Annotated in this window: 20 protein-coding genes and 1 tRNA gene; 10 read left to right on the plus strand and 11 right to left on the minus strand. The window is 64.5% G+C overall.

The window, feature by feature from the left end:
* Window positions 1-59: 59 nt before the first annotated feature.
* Window positions 60-509, plus strand: a complete 450-nt coding sequence (locus tag DBY63_RS04675) for a YcgN family cysteine cluster protein (protein ID WP_007159211.1) — start codon at window positions 60-62, stop codon at window positions 507-509.
* 8 nt (window positions 510-517) lie between these two features.
* Here the strand turns inward: DBY63_RS04675 and DBY63_RS04680 are convergent, their stop codons facing one another.
* The 9 genes from DBY63_RS04680 to DBY63_RS04720 form a co-directional block, all read right to left on the minus strand.
* The gene (locus DBY63_RS04680; protein WP_108581368.1) at window positions 518-1501 is read right to left on the minus strand and encodes an oligopeptide/dipeptide ABC transporter ATP-binding protein; all 984 of its coding nucleotides are present in this window, start codon (window positions 1499-1501) and stop codon (window positions 518-520) included.
* The gene (locus DBY63_RS04685) at window positions 1498-2481 is read right to left on the minus strand and encodes an ABC transporter ATP-binding protein (RefSeq protein ID WP_108581369.1); all 984 of its coding nucleotides are present in this window, start codon (window positions 2479-2481) and stop codon (window positions 1498-1500) included. Before DBY63_RS04685 ends, DBY63_RS04680 begins: the two co-directional genes overlap by 4 nt.
* Window position 2482: 1 nt before the next feature.
* Window positions 2483-3358, minus strand: a complete 876-nt coding sequence (gene ddpC, locus DBY63_RS04690; RefSeq protein WP_074584400.1) for a D,D-dipeptide ABC transporter permease — start codon at window positions 3356-3358, stop codon at window positions 2483-2485.
* A 1-nt stretch (window position 3359) separates the two neighbouring features.
* Complete coding sequence (locus DBY63_RS04695; protein WP_108581370.1) at window positions 3360-4376, minus strand: ABC transporter permease; 1017 nt, start codon at window positions 4374-4376, stop codon at window positions 3360-3362.
* A gap of 48 nt (window positions 4377-4424) precedes the next feature.
* Complete coding sequence (locus DBY63_RS04700; protein ID WP_077172183.1) at window positions 4425-5990, minus strand: ABC transporter substrate-binding protein; 1566 nt, start codon at window positions 5988-5990, stop codon at window positions 4425-4427.
* A gap of 106 nt (window positions 5991-6096) precedes the next feature.
* A complete protein-coding gene (ddpX, locus tag DBY63_RS04705; protein WP_108581371.1) occupies window positions 6097-6672 on the minus strand; it encodes a D-alanyl-D-alanine dipeptidase in 576 nt (191 codons plus the stop codon).
* Between the two features lie 41 nt (window positions 6673-6713).
* Entirely contained in the window at window positions 6714-7565 is an 852-nt protein-coding gene (locus DBY63_RS04710; protein WP_108581372.1) for a MurR/RpiR family transcriptional regulator, read from the minus strand.
* A 217-nt stretch (window positions 7566-7782) separates the two neighbouring features.
* Entirely contained in the window at window positions 7783-8538 is a 756-nt protein-coding gene (locus tag DBY63_RS04715) for an SRPBCC family protein (protein WP_044342419.1), read from the minus strand.
* A gap of 53 nt (window positions 8539-8591) precedes the next feature.
* On the minus strand, window positions 8592-10613 hold the full coding sequence (locus DBY63_RS04720; RefSeq protein ID WP_108581373.1) for a S9 family peptidase: 2022 nt from the start codon (window positions 10611-10613) through the stop codon (window positions 8592-8594).
* Between the two features lie 89 nt (window positions 10614-10702).
* Here DBY63_RS04720 and DBY63_RS04725 point away from each other — a divergent pair, with 89 nt between their 5' ends.
* The 4 genes from DBY63_RS04725 (at window position 10703) to DBY63_RS04740 (ending at window position 12744) form a co-directional block, all read left to right on the plus strand.
* Entirely contained in the window at window positions 10703-11176 is a 474-nt protein-coding gene (locus tag DBY63_RS04725) for an MFS transporter (RefSeq protein ID WP_077172188.1), read from the plus strand.
* A gap of 98 nt (window positions 11177-11274) precedes the next feature.
* A complete protein-coding gene (locus DBY63_RS04730) occupies window positions 11275-12048 on the plus strand; it encodes a class II glutamine amidotransferase (protein ID WP_108581374.1) in 774 nt (257 codons plus the stop codon).
* A gap of 18 nt (window positions 12049-12066) precedes the next feature.
* The gene (locus DBY63_RS04735; protein ID WP_027596904.1) at window positions 12067-12579 is read left to right on the plus strand and encodes a DUF2937 family protein; all 513 of its coding nucleotides are present in this window, start codon (window positions 12067-12069) and stop codon (window positions 12577-12579) included.
* 88 nt (window positions 12580-12667) lie between these two features.
* A tRNA-Val gene (locus tag DBY63_RS04740) sits at window positions 12668-12744 on the plus strand.
* 164 nt (window positions 12745-12908) lie between these two features.
* Here DBY63_RS04740 and DBY63_RS04745 read toward each other — a convergent pair.
* Together DBY63_RS04745 and DBY63_RS04750 are read right to left on the minus strand one after the other, a co-directional pair.
* Window positions 12909-14078, minus strand: a complete 1170-nt coding sequence (locus tag DBY63_RS04745) for an MFS transporter (RefSeq protein ID WP_108581375.1) — start codon at window positions 14076-14078, stop codon at window positions 12909-12911.
* Between the two features lie 566 nt (window positions 14079-14644).
* Window positions 14645-15352, minus strand: coding sequence for a YfdX family protein (locus tag DBY63_RS04750; protein WP_058792121.1), 708 nt, complete (start codon window positions 15350-15352; stop codon window positions 14645-14647).
* A gap of 407 nt (window positions 15353-15759) precedes the next feature.
* Between DBY63_RS04750 and DBY63_RS04755 the strand changes: the two genes are divergently transcribed.
* From DBY63_RS04755 to rplT, 5 genes are all read left to right on the plus strand, one after another.
* Window positions 15760-16041: a hypothetical protein gene (locus tag DBY63_RS04755; RefSeq protein ID WP_007159203.1), complete on the plus strand. Its 282-nt coding sequence runs from the start codon at window positions 15760-15762 to the stop codon at window positions 16039-16041.
* Window positions 16042-16247: 206 nt separating this feature from the next.
* A complete protein-coding gene (thrS, locus tag DBY63_RS04760) occupies window positions 16248-18170 on the plus strand; it encodes a threonine--tRNA ligase (protein ID WP_108581376.1) in 1923 nt (640 codons plus the stop codon).
* A 20-nt stretch (window positions 18171-18190) separates the two neighbouring features.
* Window positions 18191-18724, plus strand: a complete 534-nt coding sequence (gene infC, locus DBY63_RS04765; RefSeq protein ID WP_007159201.1) for a translation initiation factor IF-3 — start codon at window positions 18191-18193, stop codon at window positions 18722-18724.
* A gap of 61 nt (window positions 18725-18785) precedes the next feature.
* On the plus strand, window positions 18786-18980 hold the full coding sequence (gene rpmI / locus DBY63_RS04770) for a 50S ribosomal protein L35 (protein WP_007159200.1): 195 nt from the start codon (window positions 18786-18788) through the stop codon (window positions 18978-18980).
* Window positions 18981-19010: 30 nt separating this feature from the next.
* Window positions 19011-19367: a 50S ribosomal protein L20 gene (gene rplT / locus DBY63_RS04775; RefSeq protein ID WP_007159199.1), complete on the plus strand. Its 357-nt coding sequence runs from the start codon at window positions 19011-19013 to the stop codon at window positions 19365-19367.
* Window positions 19368-19369: the final 2 nt, after the last annotated feature.

Here is a 19369-nt window from a genome sequence, read left to right on the forward strand (position 1 = left end):
GGCGCTCGCGGCGTGCGGCACTAGACTGCGCGCCCCCTCTCTTTGCCACGATCCCCGCCATGGCCGCCATCACCCAGCCGTTCTGGAAGCGCAAGACCCTCGACCAGCTCGATGCCCAGGAATGGGAGTCGCTGTGCGACGGCTGTGGCCTGTGCTGCCTGCAGAAACTCGAAGACGAGGACGATGGCGCCGTCTACTACACGCGCATCGCCTGCAAGCTGCTGGATCTCAAGACCTGCCAGTGCAGCCGCTACGCCGAGCGCACCCGCTTCGTCCCCGACTGCATCCAGCTCACTCCCGCCCAGGCCGACCAGTTCGCCTGGCTGCCGCCCACCTGTGGCTATCGCCTGGTGGCCGAAGGCAAGGACCTGCCGGAATGGCACCCGCTGATCTGCGACGACCCCGAGGCGGTGCACAAGGCCGGCATCTCCCAGTCCGGCCGCATGCTGAGCGAGACCCAGGTCGCCGAAGACGACTGGGAAGACTATCTGATCTTTCGCGCGGGCTGATCCCGGCCTCAGACCACCGCCGGGCTGTTCCGTAACGGCGTCGTAAGACCCGCCGCCCGATGGCAGCGGACCTCCGCCAACCTGCCTGGCAACAGCGCCTGAGGGTGCTCGCAACCGGTACCCGCCTGGGGACAGCGATCCCGAAAAAAGCAGCCGCTCGGCAGCACCCGGTTGCCCGGCAACTCGGTACGTTGCGCGGCGGCATCGCCGGTGAGCGGCTGATCCAGGCGCGGCACTGCCTCCAGCAAGAGCCGGGTATAGGGATGACTCGGGTGTTCCAGCACCTCAGCCGCCGCCCCCAGTTCGACGATCTGCCCCAGGTACATGACTGCCACCCGGTCGGCCAGATGGCGTACCACCGAGACGTTATGGGAGATCAGCACGAAGGTCAGGCCGCGTTCCCGTTGCAGCTGGGCCAGCAGGTTGAGGATCTGTGCCTGCACCGAGATGTCCAGCGCAGAGGTGGGTTCGTCGAGGATGATGATGTCCGGATCCGACGACAGCGCCCGGGCGATGGCGATGCGCTGGCGCTGACCGCCGGAGAACTGGTGCGGGTAGCGATCCAGGTATTCGGGACGGATACCGACCTGCAGCGCCAGGCGCTCGGCCAGGGCGCGCAATTCGGCAGAGGAGCTGCGACCCCGCACCACCAGCGGTTCGGTGATCAGCTTCCATACCGGCAGGCGCGGGTCCAGCGAGGACTGCGGGTCCTGGAAGACGATCTGGATGTTGCGTTCGCCACGGGCGGCGCCGGCGAGGGTGCCGCTCACCGGCGCCACCAGCCCCATCAGGACCTGGGCCAGGGTGCTCTTGCCGCAGCCGGATTCACCGAGCACGCCCAGCGTTTCGCCGGGAAAGAGCCGTAGGTCGATGCCGTTGAGGGCATGGGCCTGGCCCTTGGTGCGCCCGAGCCAGTCGCGGCCCACCGGATAGCGAACCTCGATGCCCTTGAGCTCCAGCAAGGGTACGGCGGGCGGAGAAAGGGTGTTCATGCCGGGGCGTCCTCTGCCTGCAGCCAGCAGGCGCTCAGGTGATCGGGGGTGTCCGTCGGCAGCAGCGCAGGGCGTGTCTCGCAGCGCTCATGGCGCCGGCTGCAACGCTCCTTGAAGCTGCAGCCACCAGGCAGCTGGGCCAGGTTGGGCACCTGTCCGGGGATGCTGGCCAGATCGCTGCCCGGCACCGCCTTTTCCGGAAGGCAGGCCAGTAGGCCTTGGGTATAGGGATGCCGGGGGGCCTGCATGACCGCCGCGGTGGCTCCCTGTTCGACGATGCCGCCGGCGTACATCACATAGACGCGGTCGCAGAATTGCGAGACCAGCGCCATGTCGTGGGTGATCAGCAGGATGGCGGTGCCCCGCGCCCGCGCCTTCTCGCGCAGCAGGAGCAGTACCTGGCGCTGCACCGTGACGTCCAGCGCAGTGGTCGGCTCATCGGCGATCAGCAGCTGCGGATCGCAGGAGAAGGCCAGGGCGATCATGATGCGCTGGCGCATGCCGCCGGACAGTTCGAAGGGATAGCGTTCGAGGATCTGCTCGGGGTCGGCGATGTGCATGTCCTTGAGCAACTCGATCGCCCTGGCGCGGGCCTGGGCGGCATCCAGCGCGGTATGGCGACGGATCACGTCCAGCAGCTGGCGACCGATGCGTCGCGTCGGATTGAGCGCGGTCATCGGCTCCTGGAAGATCATCGCCGCCTCGCGGCCGCGAACTTCCATCAGCTGGCGCTCGCTCAAGGCGAGCATGTCGTGGCCCACCAGGTTGACGCTGCCGCCGGTGACCCGGTAGCTGCCTGAGGGCAACAGGCCAAGGGTGAGCATGGCGGTGACCGACTTGCCCGAGCCGGACTCGCCCACCACGCCGACGATCTCGCCGGGGGCCACACTCAGGCTGACGCCGTTGAGCGCCTTGGCGCTGCTGCGAAAGCCGGGAAATTCCAGATTCAACTGATCGATGTGCAGAACGGGCTGGCCCATGTCATTTGCCCTTTTGGCGAGGATCGAGCAGGTCGCGGATGCCATCGCCCAGCAGGTTGAAACCGATGGCGGTGACCAGGATCGCCAGGCCCGGGAAGGTCGAGTACCACCACTGATCGAGGATGAAATTGCGGCCGCTGGCAACCATCACGCCCCATTCCGCGGTGGGTGGCTGGGCGCCCAGGCCGATGAAGCCCAGCGCCGAGGCCATGAGGATGGCGTTGCCGATGTCCAGGCTGAATTGCACCAGCAGCGGCGGCAGGGCGTTGCGTGCCACGTGCCAGTGCACCAGGTGCCACTTGCCGGCGCCAAAGGTGCGCGCCGCCTGGACGTAGGCCAGCTGGCGGATGCTCAGGGTCTGGCCGCGCGCCAGGCGCACATAGAAGGGGATGCGCACCAGGGTGATGGCCAGCATGGCGTTGAACAGGCTCGGCCCGAGGGCGGCGGCCAGGGCCATGATCAGCACCAGCGAAGGCACCGAGAGGATGATGTCCATCAGGCGCATCATCAGGCGATCGAAGGCGCCGCCGACGATGCCCGACAGGCAACCGAGCAGCCCGCCGATGGCGCAGGCGGCAAAGGCCACGAACAGGCCGACGCCCACCGACTGGCGGCTGCCGTAGATCACCCGGCTGAGCAGGTCGCGACCCACCTCGTCAGTGCCGAACCAGTGCAGGGCACTGGGTGGCTGCAGGCGGGCGGTGAGTTTCAGCGCGTTGGGCTGATAGGGCGCGAGCCAGGGCGCGGCGACCATGCACAGCAGCACCAGCAGGGTGATCACCAGCCCCGTGAGCATCAGCGGATTGCGGCGAATGCGCCAGGCCAGCCAGGCGGTCTGCTCGCGCCAGCCGGGGCGCGAGGCGGTCAGGGTCGTCATGCTAGTTCACCTTGCCGATGCGGGGATCGACCAGCCGGTAGAGCAGGTCGATGAAGCGGTTGAGCAGGACGTAGATGAAGGACACCACGATGGCGAAGCCCATGACCGCCGGGAAATCCAGCGCCTGGATCGACTTGACCACATAGGCGCCCATGCCCGGCCAGGCGAATACGGTCTCGGTGAGCACCGCGCCATAGAGCAGGTCGCCCAGGGCCAGGCCGATTACCGTGATGGAGGGAATCAGGGCATTGGGCAGCGCGTGGCGCAGCACCACGGTGGTCTGCGACAGGCCATAGGCGCGGGCGGTACGGATATAGTCCTCGCCCAGCTGTTCGAGCATGGCGCCACGGATCTGCCGGGTGATGACGCCCAGGTTGACGAAGGCCAGGGTCACCGCCGGCAGCAGCAGGTGCCTGGCCGCGCTGACGAAGCCGGTGAGATCGCCCGCCAGCAGGGTGTCGATCAGATAGAAGCCGGTCACCGTGGGCGGTGGCGTCAGCCCCTGGTCCAGGCGCCCGCCGCCGGGCAGCCAGCCGAGGTGCCCATAGAACAGCACGATCAGCCCCAGGCCCAGCCAGAAGGCCGGGGTGGAGATGCCGGCCACCGCCAGGGTACGGCTGATGTGATCGATCCAGCGATTGTTGTAGACCGCCGAGAGCACGCCCAGCGGCACACCGATCAGGATCGACAGCAGCAGCGCGGCCAGGGCCAGCTCCAGGGTGGCCGGAAAGAACAGCTGCAGGTCTTCCAGCACCGGCCGATGGGTGCGGATCGACTGGCCCAGATCGCCCTGCAGCAGGTCCCCCATGTAGTGGAAGTATTGCTGGTAGAGCGGCAGGTCCAGACCCAGCTGCTGACGGATACCGGCGACGATTTCGTCACTGGCACGCTCGCCGGCGATCAGCCGCGCCGGATCGCCCGGGATCAGGTGGGAGATGACGAAGGTGATCAGGGACACCCCGATCACCACGATGAGGATATCGGTCAGCTGCTTGCGCAGCAGATGGAAGAAGGCCATGGCATACCTCGCGGGGCAGGTGCCGGAACGCGCCGGCACCCGTCGCCCTTACTTGGACATCGCAGCGAAATCGAAGACCTGCTCGAGCATGGGGTTGAACACGTACCCCTTGACCGCGGCGCGCATCGGCACCGTGTAGGCCTTCTGGTAGAGGTAGGCGTAGGCGGCGTCGCCCACCACGATCTTCTGGGCGTCCTGGTACAGCGCCTTGCGCTGGGCCACGTCGCTGACGCTGGCGGCGTCGCGCAGCAGCTGGTCCACCTTGGGATTGCTGTAGAAGGCGCGGTTGCCCGCCAGCCCCGCATTGGTGCTGTCGAACCAGAAGTTCATGAACATGTAGGGATCGGCGAAGTCCGGACTCCAGTTGCCGATGGCGACGTCGAAATCGCCCTTGCCCAGGCGTTCGCGGAAGGTGGCGTTGGCCAGCTTCTCCATCTTCAAGTTGACGCCGAGGGTGCTCAGGCCGGCTTGCAGGGTCAGGCCGATGGGCTCCCAGGCCGGATCCTTGTCCGAGTAGAGGAATTGCAGCTCCCGCACCTTGGGCGCCTTGCCCAGGGCGGCCTGGGCCGCTTCCAGGTCCTGCCTGGGCATTGGCAGACTCGGGTCATGCCCCCACATGCCGTCCGGGATCGGGCCGTTCATGAGCTTGGCCTTGCCCATGGCGATGCCTTCGACGATGCCCTGGTAGTCGAGGGAATCGACCACCGCCTTGCGCGCATTCACATCGTTCATGGGCGCGCGCCTGTTGTTGAGGTAGAGGTAGGTCACCCGCAGCGAGGGGTAGGCGGTGGTGACGAAACCGGACTTCTGCGCCAGGGCCTTGACCTGGTCTTCGGGCAGGTCCTCGATGATGTCCAGATCGCCCTGTTCCAGTTGCAGGCGGCGTACCGAAGGCTCGGCGATGATGCGGATCACCACCTGCTTGAGCGTGGGTGCCTTGCCGGCGTAATGCGGGTTGGGCTCCAGGGTCAGCGACTGGCCCTTCTGCCAGGCCGCCAGGCGATAGGCGCCGGAGCCGGCGGTATGGCCGGCCAGCCAGGCGTCCACGTCCTTGCCGTGGGTGCTGGCCACCTTGGGGTTGATCACGCTGGCGCCGTCGTGGGCCAGGGCGAAGAGGAAGGGCGCGAAGGGCTTCTGCAGGGTGAATCTGATCGTCTGCGGATCCACCACGGTCACCGTCATGTCCGCCGGGAAGATGCTGGACGGGCCCTGCTTGAGCTTCATCAGGCGCTCGACCGAGAACTTGACCGCCTCGGCGGTGACCTCGCTGCCATCGTCGAATTTGTTGCCTGGCTTGAGGGTGAAGGTCCACACCAGGTTGTCGGGGGAAACGGCCCAGCCGCTGGCCAGGTCGCCCTCGACGTCGGTGCTGCCCTTGCCGTCTTCCACCTTGTAGCGCATCAGGCGCTGGTAGGCCGGGTAGGTCACGGTCCAGTCGTTGTTGTCGAAGGTCACACCCGGGTCGACGGTCTGCAGATCCGCAGGCTTGCCGATGACCAGGGTGTCGGTCGCGGTGGCGGCACTGGCCGGTTGCCAGGCGCCGAGGCCCAGCAGGGAAACCAGGGCGAGCACGCGGGACGCCGATGAAACGCAGGTGCGCGAAGACGAGAACATGCCGGTACCTCGGATTGTTTGGGTTTATGGGTGTTTCGGCAGTGGGCAAGGTGGTCGAGCGAAGGGCTCGCGGCGCCGGATTCGAATGACCCGGTCGCCGGCAGGGTCAGTTCAGCAGGGCGGCGAGTTCCTCCGGGCTGAGATGGTGGTAGTCGATCAGCGCATAACGGCGGGCGTCGGGCAGTTCGAAGTGCCACCACTCGCTGGGGATGAAGGTGAAGCCGGCGCTCTGCATGATGCCCAGTAGCAGCAGGCGGTTGCGCTGGGCGGCGGCGGGCAGCGCCGGATTGAACAGGTGCGACAGCTCGCGCATGTCGTCGAAGCCGGTACCCATGTCCAGGGCTTCACCGGCCTCGTCGAGCAGGGTCACGTCCACGGCCACGCCGCGGCTGTGGTGCGAGCCCTGCGCCGGATCGCTCACGTACTGGGCATCGGGCAGCACCCGCCACAGCAGTTGCTGGGCATAGGGCGGGCGGTAGGCATCCAGCACCTGGAGGCGCAGACCGGCCTGTTGCGCCAGCGCGCTGGCGCGGTGCAGGCGGGCGGCGGCATCCCGGTGCAGCAGGCAGTGGGCGTCCTGGTAGAGCACCTTGCCGGCCAGGTTGTCGGCGGTCGCATAGACCAGTTGGATGTCCACGCCGTAGTGGTGGGCGTCGATCTCGACGAGTTCTGGATGGTTCACGGTACGGGGTGCTTCCTTGGGGTGAAGAAGAGGGCCAGGGCTCATTCGAATTGTCCGAAGCGCTGCTGCAGGGCGCGGTTGCTGGCCAGCCGTTGTTCCAGGGCATCACCCGAGCGATCCGCCACCGCTGACACCAGCAGGTTGAGCAGGCAGGCGAGGGGGGCCAGGGAATCCCAGAACTGGTCGACATCCAGGCGCAGCTGCAGCAGGTCGGCGGGATAATCCCGGGCCCAGGGGCAGTGGTAGTCGGTGATCAGCGCCATGGGCAGCTGAGCATCACGTGCGGCTTCGCAGAGCTTGCGGGTCACGCTGGAATAGGCGCGGAAGTCGGCCACCACCAGGTAGGGACGGGCGAAGCCGCTGTTGAAGATGTCGGCGTAGGTGCCCGACAGGCCGTCGACGTAGAAAGCCTTGGGCCGGATGTACTCCAGCAGGCTGTGAAAACTGCCGAGCGCCCCGCGGGTGGTCTGGATGCCGGCGATGAAGACGGCGTCCGCGCCGGTCAGCTGCTGGACCACCTGCTCGAACACCGGGCCGCGGGCCAGCTGGTAGACGTCCTCGATGGCGGCGAGCTCGGCGGCCAGGGAACGGTCCAGCGCATCGCTGCGTCCGCTCTGCTGGCGAAAGGCACTGAAGCGGTCGGTGATGCGCCAGGCTTCCAGGCCTTCGTCTCTCAGGCTCTGCTTGACGTCGTCGAGGTTGCGATAGCCCAGCGAGCGCAGCAGCCGACCCACGGAGATGCCGGTGGTGTTGGTGCGCTGGGCGATGCTGTCGGCGGTCTCGAAGGGCAACTTCTCCGGATTGGCCAACAGGTAGCCGGCGATGCGTTTGCCAGTGGGGGTGAGGTCGGCGAAGGCGCCTTCGAGGGCTTGGAAGAAAAGTGGCTTCGTCACACCAGATAGCCTGCGATGTTATCGAGCTGTCATTAAGAGCTCCGTTGTTCGAAAGCTAACATCGGTTTTCCAGGCGTCGCAAGCGGCGACACGCCGGTTGTTACCCAAGTGTCGCAAAGCGGGATTTGGGGTCGTTAGGAGATAAGCCAGTAGCGGCTCAACGGCTCGGGAGGAGGGTGGCGGCGTCCCGAGCGAGACGCCGCGGCACAGCCGGAGGTCAACCCAGCGGCGACTCCATGTGCGAGGTGCGCTCGACGGCGCCGTAGCGATCGCCGACCGCATGGGCACGTTCCAGCAGGATCTTTAGCTCGGCCAGGTCCTGGGCGATGCGGGTGCCAGGGTCGCGGCGCAGCAGCCGGGCGAACAGATGGCCGAGGCGACCGGCTGGCGGCTCGTAGGCCATGACCGCCGTCACCTCGGTGCCGCCGGGCACGTCGGCGAAGCTGACCCAGCCCAGGTTGTTCAGGCCGGCATACCCGCACGAGCGCCAGCCGATCAACTGGCCGGGGATGTCGTCGGTGACTTCGGCGTCCCATTCGAAACGCCCCATGGGTGCCTTGACCACCCAGTGGGAGTAGCGGTCGTTGAGCACGTCCACGCGTTCGATATGGCGCATGAAGATCGGCAGGTTGGAGAAGTCGCGCCAGAAGCGATAGAGCTCATCGCGGGGGCGCGCGATGACGACCCGGCGGGTCTGGGAGGCCGCCGAATGCCAGGCCAGCGAACGGCGGACGTCGCGTTCGAAACGCACCTTGGTCAGGGTGCTCTTGATCGAGCAGTGTCCACGCAGTCCGCGCTTCAGCAGCCAGGCACCAGTGGCGCCGGTCAGCAGGCCGAGCAGACCGCCACGCGCCAGGCCGCGGCTGATCAGCAGGCCGCCGCCGGCCACGGAGGCCAGGCGTTCGACGCCCTTGATGGCAGCGGCGTCGCGAGGCGGAGGAGCGAGAGGGGGAGTGGGGGCATCTAGGTGCATGGCAGATTCTCCTTTAGCTGTGGAAAAGACCTGCCCAGAGCCCCCGCCGTTCCCTAGCCGGTCAGGCCCAGTACCCGGAAGACGAAGGCGTATTCCAGGGCCACGTCGCGCAAGGCCTGGTAACGCCCGCTCATGCCGCCGTGGCCGGCGCCGAATTCGGTCTTGAGCAGGAGCAGGGGTGCCTGATCGGTCCGCCGCTCGCGCAGCCGCGCCACCCACTTGGCGGCTTCCCAGTACTGCACCCGGGTGTCGTGATAGCCCGCCACCGCCAGGATGGCCGGATAGGCCTGGGCCTTCACGTTTTCATAGGGCGCGTACCCGGCGATGCGTGCGCGTACCTCCGGCTCGTTCGGATCGCCCCATTCGTCGTACTCGGTCACGGTCAGCGGCAGATCCGGCTTGAGCATGGTGTTGAGCACATCGACGAAGGGCACCTCGGCGATGGCGGCGGCATAGAGCTCGGGCCGCTGGTTGACGACCGCGCCGATCAGCAGGCCCCCGGCGCTGCCACCGCTGATGACCACCTGTTGCGGGGTCGTCAGGCCCTGTTCCAGCAGATGCTCGGTACAGGCGATGAAGTCGTCGAAGGTGTTCTGCTTGTGTTCCAGCTTACCGCTGCGATACCAGGCTTCACCCAGTTCGCCGCCGCCGCGGACATGGGCGATGGCGAAGCGCACGCCGCGATCCAGCAGACTCAGGCGGGCATGGGAGAACCAGGGATCGAGGCTGTGGCCATAGGCGCCGTAGCCATAGAGGTACAGCGGTGCGCTCTGCGGCAGGTCGCGACGACCGACCAGGCTGATGGGGATGCGGGTGCCATCGGCGGCGGTGGCCCACAGGCGGCGGCTCTCGTAGGCGTCGACATCGAACGGGCCTTCCACCGGGACCTGCTTGAGCACGTGCTGGGCGCCACTGGCCAGGTCCAGTTCGCGGATCTCGGCGGGGCGATTGAGCGCCTCGTAGCGCAGGCGCATGACCGGACTGGCGAATTCCAGCACGTCCATGGCATCCAGGCTGTAGACCTCGTCCGGCAGGTCGACGCGATAGGGCGCCTGCCCATAGGGGCGCACCTCCAGAATCGGCAGTCCGGCGGTACGCAGGCTGAGCACCAGGGCGTGGGCGCCGAGGCTGGCATCCTCCAGCATCACCTCGGGGTCGTGGGGCACCAGCAGTTGCCAGTGCGCGCGGGTGGGACTGCTCTCGGCGGCCTGGTAGAGGGCGAAGTTGATGCCGTCCTGGTTGCTGCGGATGTACCAGCCATCGACGCCATGATCGGGAAAGTACTCGTGACCTTCCTCGCGTGGCGCCAGGCAGACGAAGGCCTCGTCCGGCCGGTCCGCGTCCAGCACCCAGGCTTCGCTGGTGGTCTTGCTGTGGGACAGCAACAGCAGCTTGCGCTCGGAGCTCGAACGATAGCAGCCGAGAAAGAAGCGCCCATCGGTCTCGTGAAAGACCAGTTGCGGCTCGGCATCGCCCAGGTGATAGCGATAGAGCTTGTGCGGACGATGGGATTCGTCGCGCTCGCCAAAGAACAGGGTACGGCTGTCGTTGGCCCAGGTCAGGCTGCCGTCGCATTCCTCGAAGGGCAGTTCGGTCACCATGCCGGTGGCCAGCTCTTTCACATAAAGCCGGTAGGTCTCATCGCCCACCTGATCGAGGCTGTAGGCAAGGCGGGTCTGGTCCGGGCTGATGGTGAAGCGGCCGACGGAGAGAAAGCCGCCGTCGGCGATGGCGTTGCCGTCGAACAGCAATTCCTCGGTCGTGGGATCGGGCGTCAGGTCGCCATTGGCCGGGCGGCGGCAGCGATAGTTGCGGCCGTATTCGTCACCGGCCTGGGTACGCTGATAGTAGAGATAGTCGCCGCGGGGGACGGGCAGAGATAGATCCGTCTCGCGAATGCGCGCGCGGATCTCCTCGAACAGCTGCTCGCGCAGGGCGGCCTCGGGTGCCAGTTGGGCTTCAAGGTAGGCGTTCTCGGCCTCCAGGTGCGCCAGCACCTCGGGGGCGTCACGGTTTTCCAGCCAGACGTAGGGATCGTCGCCAGGGGCGCGGCGGGCAATGGGGGCTTGGGTCATGCGGGCTCCTTGGGCGCCGCGCAAAGACACGCGGGCGGGGCAAAACCGCTATCATAGGCTTCTCCTTTCCGCTATCGCCATGGATCGCAATGACCGAGCAAGAGTACCTGATCGCCTGGGCCGTCTACGCCATCGCCGCGCTGCTGTTGTTGGTGGTGTCTTTCAAGGCCACCGGCTGGCTCTGGCGCTGGCTGCGCGAACCCATCCGGCTGGTGGTGGCCGTGCTGCTGGTGACGCCGGCCCTGGTGGACGCCGAGCATGGCCTCTATGCCCCGGCCATCGCCGTGACGGTGCTGGACCTGGTATTCAAGGTGGGCAACAGTGCCTGGTCGGCGGTGGCCAACCTGGCGGCTGCCGGCACCATCGGCGTGGTGCTCTACCTGATCTTCGTCCTCTGTCGCTGGCTGTACCGCCGCTCTCATCCGCGTCCCGCGCCGGTCGTCGGCGAAGGGCCGACGGATGATCCGCAACCGGAATCGTCGGTGGCCGCACGGACCCCGGCAGCCCCGGTCGAACGCCGCGAACCCCGGGGTCGCAGCGAGCGCGTCGAACCCCGTCTGTAATCCAGGCTTGCGCCCAGGACGTGTCCCCTTCAGCATAATTGCGAAGGGCAGCGGCTGCAGCCGCCGTTGAACCAGGCAGCCACCCCGGAGGGACGGACATGTGCGAATTGCTGGGCATGAGTGCCAACGTGCCCACGGATCTGGTCTTCAGTCTCCAGGGCCTCATGCAGCGGGGCGGTCGTACCGGTCCGCATCGGGACGGTTGGGGCGTGGCCTTCTACGAGGGCAGGGGCCTGCACCTGTTCAAGGATGCCCTGCCAGGCGCCGATTCCGAGGTGGCCAAGCTGGTCCAGGGCTACCCGATCAAGAGCCACACGGTGATCGGCCATATCCGTCACGCCAACGTCGGGTCGGTCAATCTGGCCAATACCCACCCCTTCGTACGGGAACTGGGCGGCCGCTATTGGAGCTTTGCCCATAACGGCCAGCTGCAGGATTTCCATCCCGAGCCGCGTTTCTACCGGCCGGTGGGTGATACCGACAGCGAGACGGCCTTTTGCAGCCTGCTGGACCAGGTCCGCGAGCGCTTTCCCGAACCCGTCCCGGTGGAGATGCTGTTGCCGCAGCTGGTGAATGCCTGCGACGGCTTTCGCAAGAAGGGCGTCTTCAATTGCCTGCTCAGCGACGGCGACTGGCTGTTCAGCTTCTGCACCACCAAGCTGGCCCATATCACCCGCCGCGCCCCCTTCGGTCCGGCCCAGTTGCGTGATGCGGAAGTCCATATCGATTTCAAGGCCGAGACCACGCCCAATGACGTCGTCACCATCATCACTACCGAGCCGCTGACCTCCGACGAGGTCTGGACCCTGCACCAGCCCGGGGAATGGCATCTCTGGTGGGATGGCGAGATCGTCTCCCAGGGCCGCGTCTAGACAGGAAGCCACTTCACGATGCTGCGCAGTTATATTCGTCTGCTGTTGTTCACCCTGGCCTTGCTGGTAGGGGTGCAGATCCCCGGCTTCATGCTCGACTACGAGCAGCGCGTGGATGCCCATCGCCTCGAATCCGATCAGGCCCTGAGCGGCTTCAGACGGACCGCGCAGCAGTACTTCGAAGGCAATCTCGACGGCTTGCTGGCGCATTACCGGGCCAGCGAGGATCCGGTCTTTCGCAGCGACGCCGACAGCCTCGGCGTACTGCTGCGCCGTAATGCGCTGTTCAACGAAGAGTGGCAGGCGCTGCAGGGTCCCTGGTACCAGCGGGCCTGGCACATCCTGGTACGGCCCAACAGCGAACTGCGCGACGAGACCCTGCAGCAGTATCGCTATCAGGTAGTGCTTACCCCCGAAGCCATCGGCTGGGGAATAGGGCTGGGCTTGGCCCTGGCGATAACGGTGGAAACCCTCGCGCTCTGGCTTTCAATCCTGCTCTATCCGCGACGTCCGGCCCGGCGGGTTTCCTAGCCTTCAAAAAAATTTCACGTTTTCAGGCGTTTAGCTGAAAAAAGGGCTTGACGCTAAAGTCCCGCGCTGTAGAATGCGCACCCACAGCAGGCACGTAGCTCAGTTGGTTAGAGCACCACCTTGACATGGTGGGGGTCGTTGGTTCGAATCCAATCGTGCCTACCAAACAAAACCCGCACTGCTGGCGGGTAAGGAAAAAGGCGATCCGAAAGGGTCGCCTTTTTTCGTTTGGGGTTTGATTGGGGTGGCAGCGGTGAAGGCTTCAGATGGGTCCCGGCGACGTACTGCTCGGCCCTGGCCCTGGCCTTTGCCTCGGCGAATGCGAGGCGCTAGGCGTCTCGCTGTCGGGCGGTCATCGGCCAGGTGAGCGCAACGAACGCCATTCCGCCACCCACCAGCAGCAGCGCTGCACTCAGGCTCCAGTGCTGCGCGACGAAGCCGATCGCGGCCGGACCGATGAGAATGCCGGCATACCCGATGGTGGTGATCGCTGCAATGGCATGGCTTGCAGGCATCCGGGTCTGCCGTCCGGCGGCACTGAAGAGCACGGGGACGATGTTGGAAGCCCCGAGGCCAACCAGCAGAAAGCCTGCGAAGGCAAAGGGCTGGGTGGGTGCCAGGACCGCCATCAGGAAGCCTGCCGCGGCAAGCAGGCCGCCGCCTACGACCACTTTCAGGCCGCCCAGCGTCTTAACGATCCAGTCGCCGGTCAGGCGGCCAATGGTCATCGCCAAGGCAAATACCGTGTAACCGAAGCCGGCCTGCGCCCGGTCGACGCCATGCGTATCGATTAGGAAAAGGGCGCTCCAGTCCAGGATCGCGCCTTCGCCGAGAAAGATCAGAAAACAGAGCAAGCCGATGAAGGCGACGATCCCGCGCGGCAGCGTAAACAACGGGGTATGTCCGGCGTCATGATTGCCGTAGGGCAGCAGACCCTTGATCGAGGCCGCGAGTAGAACGATCAGCAGCGCGCTGAACACCAGGGTCGCCACCAGCGGTTGGATTCCAGCCCCCAGCAGAACGCTCATGCCGCCGGCGCCGACGATCCCGCCGACACTGAACAGGCCGTGGAAGCCGGACATCATGTTGCGACCGCTGTCCTTCTCGACCATCACGGCCTGAATATTGATCGCGACGTCCAGCGCGCCAACGCTTGCCCCGAACAGCGCCAGGGCGATGGCCATGCCGAAAATCGAATCGGCGACGGCAAGCAGCGGCAGCACCAGGGCGAGTGCTACCGAGCTGGTCGCGATCACCGCGCGGCATCCGAAGCGGCTGGCGAGAATGCCGACGATGGGCATCGCGACAATGGATCCCAGGCCCAGGCAAAGCAGGAGAAGGCCAAGCGTCGAATCATCGGCGCCGATCCTCGCCTTGGCGACGGGCACTAGGGGTGCCCAGGCGGCCATGGCAGAACCCGCAATGAGGAAGCCAGCGCGGGTCGCCCATTGCTCGATCGCTCCCGAAGGCTGTTGTGCGGCGAGTTCCACGTGTTGCATTGGAGAGGCTCCGGAAAAAAGTGACAGTAGGGGTGATCACACCTCATACCAGTGTTAGCTGATCATGCATGATTAAGCAAGAATACGCACAATCGTGCATATCACGGCTGTATCTGCGGCGCGCGAAGGCCGTGCCTGATCCGGGTGGGTTAGAGACTGGCTGGCATCGAGGTATCTCGGCAGGACCGGGTAGCTCTGCCTGCGGGGAGGGGGTGGAAGCCTGTGCGAATCCGTGGGCGGGCGGCGTCTCAGCATGGCGACAGGCTCAGGTGCAGTCGCACGCCGACGGCCTCTCCTGCAGCGCCAGTCTATGTCCGGCACCTTGAAGTTCATGCGTCAGCGGCTGTGGACAGGTCTCGCCGAGGCCCGTGCGGGAGGGGTAGGGTTTGGGTCAGCTGGACCAGGTAACAACATCCGCATCGGTGGCGGGTAATGGAAAAGGGGCGATCCGAGAGACCGCCCCTTTCGTGTTTGCCTGCTCCGCGCTGGGATCGAGGCGGACTTGCTGGGTGTCGGGTCGTTTAACAGGGCGACCCTGCGATCGCCCTGTTGCCCCTGCCAAACCATCAGCTGCTCGGGGTAACGGTTTCGGTGAAGGAGCCTGCCGGCTGCAGCCCATGCTTGTTCGCCGTGAAGTCCAGGGCCGTCGAGGCGTAGCGCACACCATCCTGAACCTGCTTGAGCGTCAGGTTGGCCTCATAGAACTTGTCGCTGGCCAATTGCTTGGCCGCCTGGTCGACGTCCGTCATGGTCTGCTTGAGCGGTGCCAGGGCGATGGCCGTGTCGATATCCACATCGGCCAGGCGCAGGGTTTCTGCAGCACCCTTGGCGTCGCCATGCTTGAGTTTGTTATTGGCATCGGCCACCGCCTTAACTTTTTGCGGGCTGGCCATGTAACTGTCCTGTACTACGGTATCGCCCCAGATGGGTAGCCAGGACGTTATGGTAGTGCTGGTATCGGCCTTGCCTTGATTATCCTTGACCTGCAATTCGCTCGCGGCTTTTTTCAGCGCGGTATTGTCCGATTGCGCAAGTTTGAGTGCCTGCTGGGCGTCCTTGACATGGGAAACCGCCTGCTTCGTTTGCCCCTGGAAGAGTTCCAGGCGTGCGGCGGAGATGTCGGTAAAGGCCCGTTGTCCCTGGGTGGACAGGGCCTGGAAGCTACCCAGTTCGTTTGCCGAGGGGGCTTGGTTCGCGGCGATGGCCGCAGATGAGCAGGCGGCTACGATGGCGACGACCAGCATGCTCTTTGCCAGTTTATTCTTGACGTTCATTTGCTGCCTCCAGCGGATATGCAATTGAAGTAAGGCTATCGCTCAGGTACCAGAACCAGGTTCTGCAGTGCCTGGAATCGATACTCCGCCGTATCGCTTAACACTGGATTAATAGGTGCGGGGCTTTTCTTGAATAGCCGCTGAACAAGTTGGCATAGCTAACTACGCGTGATCTTTCCGCGCCTTGATTGAAGTGCGGAATTGATCGGGTCGGGCGTGAGTCTGGTTTGCGCGTTAGAACTTTCCGGAAGTGCGAATAAAGGTTCTGCCGATTGCTCGGGAGGGTGTGACCGCGTGCCTCGGTCGTGATGCCATGGGTTTTCACGTAGACTGGCGGACGATTTTTCTTGGGGCTTCGTTGCTTCGCCAAGGCGCGAGCAGGGGTCCGTTACCGCGAGGAGAGAGTGATGACGCAGGGTGGTGAAGGGCGGCAGATCGGTAAAGGCGGCTGCCTGGGATTGATCCTGCTATCGATCCTGTTCGCGGTCGTGGTCTTCGGCTCCATCATCTATGTCTATCGCCACAATGCGACGCCGGCCAATCGGGCCAACGAGCAGCAGGCCATCGATCAGTGCCTGGCGCGGGCCAATGCCCCGGAAACCTCGCCGGCCGATCGCCAGGCACTCATGGAGAACTGCCAGGAAATGCAGAAGCAGTTCCTCAAGAAGTACCCCGACGCGGCCCGTTGAGCTGGCGACTGTTCCTCGCGAGGTTGCGCCAGGTCTCAGTTTCTGAAAGGATTTCCGTCCCAAACTTTCCAGTGATCCTTTCGCGTCGCCCGGAATGCCTTGCGGCCCTGCCACTGTGCGGCGGGATTTCCAGCGGTGCGGCTGCTTACTGGCCAATCCCACCATGTGGCCCTTGGTATGGGTCACCACTGAGTTGAGGAGGCGCCATGCCTGTCATTACTCTCCCCGACGGTAGCCAACGTCCATTCGACAAGCCCGTCACCGTAGCCGAAGTCGCCCAGTCCATTGGTGCCGGTCTCGCCAAGGCCACCATTGCCGGTCGCGTCGATGGCCAGCTGCGCGATGCCAGCGATCTCATCGAGCGGGATGCCAACCTGCAGATCATCACCGCCAAGGACGAGGACGGCCTGGAGATCATCCGCCACTCCTGCGCCCACCTGGTGGGTCATGCGGTCAAGCAGCTGTTCCCGACCGCCAAGATGGTCATTGGTCCGGTGATCGACGAAGGCTTCTACTACGACATCTCCTTCGAGCGTCCCTTTACCCTGGATGACCTCTCGGCCATCGAGACGCGGATGCGCGAGCTGATCGACAAGGACTACGACGTCATCAAGAAGATGACGCCGCGTGCCGAGGTCATCGAGGTGTTCAAGGCCCGGGGTGAGGAGTACAAGCTGCGCCTGATCGACGACATGCCCGAGGAGCAGGCCATGGGCTTGTACTACCACGAGGAATACGTCGACATGTGCCGGGGCCCGCACGTGCCCAACACCCGTTTCCTCAAGGCGTTCAAGCTGACCAAGCTGTCCGGTGCCTACTGGCGTGGCGACGCGAAGAACGAGCAGCTGCAGCGCATCTATGGCACCGCCTGGGCGGACAAGAAGCAGCTGGCGGCCTATATCCAGCGCATCGAGGAAGCCGAGAAGCGCGACCACCGCCGCATCGGCAAGCAGCTCGATCTCTTCCACCTGCAGGAAGAAGCGCCCGGCATGGTGTTCTGGCACGCCAACGGCTGGACCGTCTACCAGGTGCTCGAGCAGTACATGCGCAAGGTCCAGCGCGAGCACGGCTACCAGGAGATCAAGACGCCCCAGGTGGTTGATCGCATCCTCTGGGAACGTTCGGGGCACTGGTCCAACTACGCCGAGAACATGTTCACCACGGCCTCGGAAAACCGCGACTTCGCGGTCAAGCCCATGAACTGCCCCTGCCACGTGCAGGTGTTCAACCAGGGGCTGAAGTCCTACCGCGACCTGCCGCTGCGCCTGGCCGAATTCGGTGCCTGCCACCGCAACGAGCCGTCCGGCGCCCTGCACGGCATCATGCGCGTGCGTGGCTTCACCCAGGACGACGCCCATATCTTCTGTACCGAAGAGCAGGTGGAGAAGGAAGCGGCCGATTTCATCAAGCTGACCCTGCAGGTCTATGCCGACTTCGGTTTCACCGACGTGATCATGAAGCTCTCCACGCGCCCGGCCAAGCGCGTCGGCTCCGAAGAGCTTTGGGATCGCGCCGAGAAGGCTCTGGCCGATGCGCTGGATGCCTCGGGTCTGGAGTGGGAATACCAGCCGGGCGAGGGCGCCTTCTACGGGCCGAAGATCGAGTTCACCCTCAAGGACTGCCTGGGTCGTAACTGGCAGTGCGGTACCCTGCAGTACGATCCGAACCTGCCGGAGCGCCTCGACGCCAGCTACATCTCCGAGGACAACAGCCGTCAGCGTCCGGTAATGCTGCACCGCGCCATCCTCGGCTCCTTCGAGCGCTTCATCGGCATGCTCATCGAGCACTATGCCGGTCTGTTCCCGGCCTGGCTCGCCCCGACCCAGGCGGTGGTGCTCAATATCACCGACAAGCAGGCCGATTTTGCCCAGCAGGTCGTCGGCGAATTGAACGCTGAGGGCTTCCGGGCCAAAGCCGACTTGAGAAACGAGAAGATCGGCTTTAAAATCCGCGAGCATACTTTGCTCAAGGTTCCCTATCTCCTGGTTATTGGAGACCGGGAGGTTGAGACACGATCCGTTGCCGTGCGTACCCGTGAAGGCGTTGATCTGGGCTCCATGCCCATCGAGCGTTTCCGCGAGCTGCTCACGCAAGCGGTTTCCCGGCGTGGCCGGCAAGATTCGGAGTAATCACTATCAAGCAGCGTGACATGAGACAAGACAAGCGAGCCGCCCCCCGGGCACCGATCAACGAAAATATCACCGCCCGGGAAGTTCGCCTTATTGGCGCCGATGGTCAGCAAGTAGGCATCGTCTCCATCCAGGAGGCCCTGCAGGCTGCTGAAGACGCCAAGCTGGATCTGGTGGAAATCACCGCCGACGCCGTACCCCCGGTCTGCCGGATCATGGACTACGGCAAGCACGTCTTCGAGAAGAAGAAGCAAGTCGCGGCGGCGAAGAAGAACCAGAAGCAGGCTCAGGTCAAAGAAATCAAGTTTCGTCCAGGGACGGAAGAAGGGGATTACCAGGTAAAACTACGCAACCTGGTACGTTTCCTAACCGAGGGGGACAAGGCCAAGGTCTCGTTGAGATTCCGTGGTCGGGAGATGGCCCACCAGGAGCTGGGCATGGAGCTGTTGAAGCGGGTCGAAGCTGACCTCGCCGAACATGGCGCCGTTGAGCAGCATCCTAAGATGGAAGGACGCCAACTCATCATGGTCATCGCCCCCAAGAAGAAAAAGTAACTACCAGGGCACTGGCAGGCCTTGCTGTTATGCGTAATCACTCAATGCGGAGTATCCGAACATGCCAAAGATGAAAACCAAAAGCGGCGCTGCAAAGCGCTTCGTGAAAACTGCTGGTGGCATCAAGCACAAGCATGCTTTCAAGAGCCACATTCTGACCAAGATGACCACCAAGCGTAAGCGTCAGCTGCGCGGTACGTCGCTGATGCATGCATCCGACGTCCAAAAGGTCGAGCGCATGCTGCGCCTTCGTTAATCCTGGTCAAGAATCTAGAGGAAGTTACTCATGGCTCGTGTTAAGCGTGGCGTCATCGCTCGTCGCCGTCACAAGAAAATCCTGAAGCTCGCCAAAGGCTACTACGGTGCCCGTTCGCGCGTCTTCCGCGTCGCTAAGCAAGCGGTAATCAAGGCAGGCCAATACGCCTACCGTGACCGCCGTCAGAAGAAGCGTCAGTTCCGCGCTCTGTGGATCGCTCGTATCAACGCTGGTGCTCGTATCAACGGTCTGTCCTACAGCCGTCTGATCGCCGGCTTGAAGAAAGCGGCCATCGAGATCGACCGCAAGGTACTGGCCGATCTGGCCGTGAACGAAAAAGCGGCGTTTGCTGCGATTGTCGAGAAAGCTAAAGCTTCGCTGGCTTAAGC

Source organism: Pseudomonas sp. RIT411 (assembly GCF_003057735.2).
Taxonomy (GTDB): domain Bacteria; phylum Pseudomonadota; class Gammaproteobacteria; order Pseudomonadales; family Pseudomonadaceae; genus Chryseomonas; species Chryseomonas oryzihabitans.